The organism is Paenibacillus hemerocallicola, from assembly GCF_006265175.1.
Taxonomy (GTDB): domain Bacteria; phylum Bacillota; class Bacilli; order Paenibacillales; family NBRC-103111; genus Paenibacillus_AB; species Paenibacillus_AB hemerocallicola.
This window is the reverse complement of the sequence record NZ_VDCQ01000138.1, coordinates 1-5,268: the sequence shown is the minus strand read 5'-3', so window position 1 is coordinate 5,268 and position 5,268 is coordinate 1. Positions and strand designations below refer to the sequence as shown.

The 5,268-nt window shown below is 57.3% G+C and carries 4 protein-coding genes; all 4 read left to right on the top strand.

Annotated features, from left to right (window positions below; translation table 11 throughout):
• The first annotated feature begins 128 nt into the window (after window positions 1-128).
• The 4 genes from FE784_RS40345 (at window position 129) to FE784_RS40330 (ending at window position 4,955) form a co-directional block, all read left to right on the top strand.
• Entirely contained in the window at window positions 129-1,070 is a 942-nt protein-coding gene (locus FE784_RS40345; protein WP_139607948.1) for an ABC transporter permease, read from the top strand.
• Between the two features lie 58 nt (window positions 1,071-1,128).
• Window positions 1,129-1,959, top strand: coding sequence for a carbohydrate ABC transporter permease (locus FE784_RS40340; protein ID WP_139607947.1), 831 nt, complete (start codon window positions 1,129-1,131; stop codon window positions 1,957-1,959).
• 23 nt (window positions 1,960-1,982) lie between these two features.
• Window positions 1,983-3,596, top strand: coding sequence for an extracellular solute-binding protein (locus tag FE784_RS40335; protein ID WP_139607946.1), 1,614 nt, complete (start codon window positions 1,983-1,985; stop codon window positions 3,594-3,596).
• Window positions 3,597-3,674: 78 nt separating this feature from the next.
• Window positions 3,675-4,955, top strand: coding sequence for a sialidase family protein (locus FE784_RS40330; RefSeq protein ID WP_139607945.1), 1,281 nt, complete (start codon window positions 3,675-3,677; stop codon window positions 4,953-4,955).
• Window positions 4,956-5,268 lie beyond the last annotated feature (313 nt).

Genomic DNA, 5,268 nt, shown 5'->3' with positions numbered 1-5,268 from the left:
GAAAGGCCTCGATCGATTGCTTTTCTTATCGTTAAAGAATGTTTAACTTCGCCAAGCGCCAGGGAGAAGTGCGGCATTCTTTACCAAGAAAAGCTACCGCCAAACGTGCAGAAGAGGCTTCCCTCGTAATGGCAAAAGGGGGTGACACCACGATGACGGGGAACGCGAGAGCGCTCGTGCGCAAAATGAAGCAGCAGCGACAGCTGTACGTGCTGCTGCTTCCCGCGATTGCGTATTTCGTCCTATTCCAGTACGTCCCGATGTACGGCGCGCAGATCGCCTTCAAAGACTTCAAGCCGACGCTCGGCATCATGGGAAGTCCGTGGGTAGGGTTCGAGCATTTCGAGCGTTTTTTCAATTCGTACCCGTTCTGGAGCTTGCTTAGGAATACGATCGGACTCAGTCTGTACGGAATGGCCGTCGGCTTTCCGATTCCGATCGCGCTGGCGCTGCTGTTGAGTCATACGAACGGGCGGGCGTTCAAGCGGTTCGTCCAGACGGTGACGTACGCGCCGCATTTCGTCTCGACGGTCGTCGTCGTCGAGATGCTCGCGCTGTTCTTGTCGCCGAGAAGCGGCATGATCAACCAATGGATCGTATCGCTTGGCGGAGATCCGGTATTTTTTCTCGGTTCGCCCGAATGGTTCAAGACGCTGCATGTGCTGTCCGGCGTATGGCAGGGTGCGGGCTGGGGCGCGATCATTTATTTGGCGGCGCTTGCGGGCGTCGATCGCGGCCTGCACGAGGCGGCTGTCATGGACGGAGCGAGCAAGCTGCAGCGGATCCGGCATATCGATCTCCCGTCCATCATGCCGACGATCGTCATCGTGCTTATTTTGCAGCTGGGCGGGATGATGAGCGTCGGCTTCGAGAAGACGTTGCTGATGCAAAACTCGCTCAATCTCGATTCGTCGGAGGTGATCTCCACCTATGTCTACAAAACGGGGCTGCTGGGCACCCGATACAGCTATTCGGCGGCGGCAGGCATGTTCGATTCCGCGATCAACTTCGTCCTGCTGGTTACCGTAAACCGGCTCGCCCGGAAGCTGACGGAAACGAGTCTTTGGTAGAGGAGGGCAACCCGTAAACAGTCCATCCCGGTCGGACCGCATATTCGATCTGTGCAGCATGGCGCTGCTGACCGTTCTGCTGGTCATCGTCCTATATCCGCTCTATTTTATCCTGATCGCCTCCGTCAGCGATCCGCTCGACGTAAACGGCGGGAGGGTGCGGCTGCTGCCGGTCGCATTTACGCTGGAGGGGTACCGGAGCCTCGTCGGGAACGGAGCGATTTGGAGAGGCTATGGAAATACGCTGCTCTATATGGCGGTCGGAACGACCGTCAATGTTGCCGTAACGCTAACGGGGGCATATCCGTTGTCGCGCAAAGACTTGCTCGGACGGAACGCGGTTATGATGCTTTTCACGTTCACGATGTTTTTCAGCGGGGGAATTGTGCCGACGTATTTGCTCGTCAAAAGCCTCGGAATGCTGGACTCGATGTGGGCGGTCATCCTGCCCGGCGCGGTCAGCGTCTGGAATCTCGTCATGGCCCGTACGTTCTTCCAGCATTACATACCGGAGGAGCTCAGGGAGGCGGCGGTTATGGACGGCTGCAGCGATTTCGTCTTTTTCGCGAAAGTGGCGCTGCCTCTATCCAAGGCGATCGTTGCGGTGCTTGCGCTGTTTTATGCGGTGGCCCATTGGAATTCGTTTTTCGGCGCCTTGATTTATTTCCGCGACGAAAGCAAATATCCGCTTCAGCTTATACTGCGCAATATGCTGATCCGCGGGGAAGTACAGGAGACGTTGAACCTGGAGCTGGGAGGCGGCAGTCCGGCGGCGGAATCGATCAAATACGGAGCGATCGTCATAGCCAGCTTGCCGGTGCTCGCCCTATACCCGTTCGTCCAGAAGCATTTCGTCAAAGGGGTCAGGCTCGGGGCTTTGAAAGGATAGCCATGTAGAAGGGGGAGGTTCGCATGAAAAAGAGAACAAGGAACCGAATGGCGGTATTCGCGTTGGCGGCTTCGCTGCTGCTGTCCGCATGCAGCAAAGAGGAGGAAGCGAACCCGGCCTCCGAGCAGCCGATCGGCCCGAATACGAATTTCAACGCAACCGGCCTGCCCGTAGTCCATACGCCGATCAAGCTGAAAATTCCGGTATACCGGCAGCATTACCAGAAGGACTACAACGAAATGGTTACGCTCCTGCAGCTGAAGAAGAAGACGAATATCGATGTCCAATGGGAGCAAATTCCGGCCGTAGGCTGGAAGGAGAAAAAAAATCTGATGCTCGCGAGCGGCGATTTCCCCGATGCATTCTTTACCGGACTGAATATGCAGGATGTGGTCAATTACGGCTCGCAGGGCATTCTTATTCCGCTCGAAGGGCTGATCGAGCAATATGCGCCCAACATCAAGAAGGTGCTGGACCAGAACCCGACGCTGCGCAAGATGGCTACCGCTCCCGACGGTCATATTTATTCGGTGCCCTGGTTCGAGGATCAGCAATTTTTCCAATACCGCAACACGTACTTGATCAACAAAAAGTGGCTGGACAAACTCGGCCTCGGCATCCCCCGGACGACCGACGAGCTGTACCGGGCGCTGAAAGCGTTTAAGGAAAACGATCCGAACGGCAACGGCAAGGCTGACGAAATACCGGCCACGTTCCGCCATAACACGACGACCAACGGCTATTACGAGCTGTACGGCGCATTCGGCCTGATCGACGCTTTGACCGGATTCTCGGTGGACGCGGGCAAGCGCGTCGTCTTCGAGCCGGTGCTGCCGGCCTACAAGGAGGCGGTGCAATATTTGCACAAGCTGTACAGGGAGGGCTTGTTCGACAGGGAGACGTTCACGCAGGACGTGAAGCAGCTGTTGTCGAAGACGAGAAACGATCCGCCCGTCGTAGGCTTGATCGGCTCCTTTAACGGCGTCTACGAGCTCGGCTTCGACCTGCTGAAAGATTACGCGCCCATCCCCGCGCTGATAGGGCCGCACGGAGACCAAATTTGGAGAAGACAGGACAATCGCATCATCCTGAACTATTTCTCCATCACGAACAAAAATAAATGCCCCGAGGCGACGATGCGCTACGTCGATACGATGAACGATCCGTTGACCGTGCTCGAATTCAAGTATGGCCCGTTCGGCTCCCATTTGCTGGAGAAGGCGGGTGGCACGATCGAAATCGTGGATCCCCCGCGAGGCCAGGACACGAGCTCCTGGATCGGCAGCACGTCGCCCTCCACCTCGATTCCGCTGCTGGCTACGAAGGAATGGCTGCAGAAGCTGGAGCAGAGCGAGAGCGACAAATATCGCAGCACCTTCTACGAGCTGTACAAACCTTATATCGCTCCGGAGGAGCGGGTGTATCCTACGCTCTACATGAGCGAGGAGGAGAACAAACGGCTGAGCGTGCTCGAGACCGACGTCATGACCTATGTGCGGAAGATGGAAGCGAAATGGATCGTCGAGGGCGGCATCGAAGGCGAATGGGATAAATATGTGCAGGATTTGAAAAAGATGGGGCTGGACGAATTGCTGCAGATCAAGCAGAACGGCTACGACCGGTTCGTCAAAGGCTGATCGCGGCCGTACAAGGAAGCAACACGCGACGGGCGTCTGCAGACGCCGTCCGATACATACTCAAGAGGTGAACCCGACATGATTCATACGACCGAACCATTCCGAGTAAGACCGGCAGCCGACGATTTCGTTACCGTCTACGAATCGCCGGATCCGCAAAGCGTATATGCGTACTCCCCCGCCATCCTGGCGCTTCCGTCCGGACGTCTTGTGCTGACGATGGACATAGGAGGCAAAGGCGTGCCGGATTTGCCGGGTCCGAAAGGATCGCGCCACGGCTTCATCGCCCAGGGCAAAGTGTACGTGTCCGACGACAAAGGGCGGACTTGGCGGCACACTCACGACTTCCCGTTCCTGCATGCGCGGCCTTTCCTGTCCGGCGGCAAGCTGTACGTGCTCGGCCATTGCGTCAATATTATGGTCATCTGCTCCGAGGACCAGGGGGAAACGTGGTCCGAGCCGTCCCTGCTCACTTCGGAGGGGGATTGGCATCAGGCGCCGTGCAATGTGCTCTACAGCAACGGCTGCGTTTACCTGGTGATGGAAGATATTCGCGAGAACGATCACCTCGTGTGGCCGGTCAGCCAGATGCAGCCTGTGCTGATGCGGGCCAAGGAGGATGCCGATTTGACCGATCCGGCCAGTTGGACTTTCGCTTCGCGGCTTTCGGCGATCGAGGCGTTCCCTTCGGAGGAGCTGGACTACTTCGGCGTTCCGTTTTTCACGGAAACCCCGCACTTCCAGAAAGGGCAAGCCGTCCGGCCGCAATGCGCGACCGTAGGCTGGCTGGAGACGAACGTCGTCCAGTTCACCAATCCGGACCATTACTGGCACGATCCGGCGGGGAAGACGTTTCATCTGTGGGCGAGGGCCCATACGGGCGGCACGGGGTACGCGGCGATCGCGAAAGTGGTCGAGCACGAGGACGGCTCGATGACGACGATGCTGGAGACGACTCCGTCGGGGAAGCGGGCGGTATTCGTCCCATGCCCCGGCGGCCAAATGAAATTTCATATTCTGTACGACGAACAGACGAAGCTGTACTGGCTGCTCAGTTCCCAGTCGACCGACAGCATGACCCGGCAGGAGCGGCTGCCGAAGGAGCGGTTCGATTTGCCGAATAACGAGCGGCATCGGCTGCAGCTTCATTTCTCGAAAAATTGCATCGACTGGTGCTTCGCGGCGCTCGTGGCCGCCGGAGAAACGCCCAGACAATCGCGTCATTACGCCAGCATGGCGTTCGACGGAGACGACCTCTACGTGGCGAGCCGGTCCGGCGACGTCCGCGCGCGGGATGCGCATAACGGCAACCTGATTACGTTCCACACGGTGCGCAACTTCCGTTCGCTCGTATATTGAATGTAGAAATCCTCCCTGGCGGGACGTTTGTCGCGCTGGGGAGGGTTTGCCTTTTTAGGGATGTTTGAGCGAAGCGCGACTGCACTTTTAAGCGTCGAATGTATGCTGCTGCGCCTCAATAACTAGCGATCGTCCGGTTATTTTCACAATATAGCAGCTTCCGTCCGTACCAACTGGAAAACCTCCGGCAGTTTACGCGGAGCAGCAGCTACTGTCTGCAGTAACTGGAAAACTGCTCCGGTAGTTTTCACGAAGCAGAGGCTACCGTCCGCAGTAACTGGAAAACCTCCAGTTTCATTCGCGAAGCAGCAGT

Excerpts from the sequence above, each read along its gene's own strand:
- FE784_RS40345 (WP_139607948.1), top strand. The coding sequence starts at position 129 with ATGGCAAAAGGGGGTGACACCACGATGACGGGGAACGCGAGAGCGCTC.
- FE784_RS40340 (WP_139607947.1), top strand. The coding sequence starts at position 1,129 with ATGGCGCTGCTGACCGTTCTGCTGGTCATCGTCCTATATCCGCTCTAT.
- FE784_RS40335 (WP_139607946.1), top strand. The coding sequence starts at position 1,983 with ATGAAAAAGAGAACAAGGAACCGAATGGCGGTATTCGCGTTGGCGGCT.
- FE784_RS40330 (WP_139607945.1), top strand. The coding sequence starts at position 3,675 with ATGATTCATACGACCGAACCATTCCGAGTAAGACCGGCAGCCGACGAT.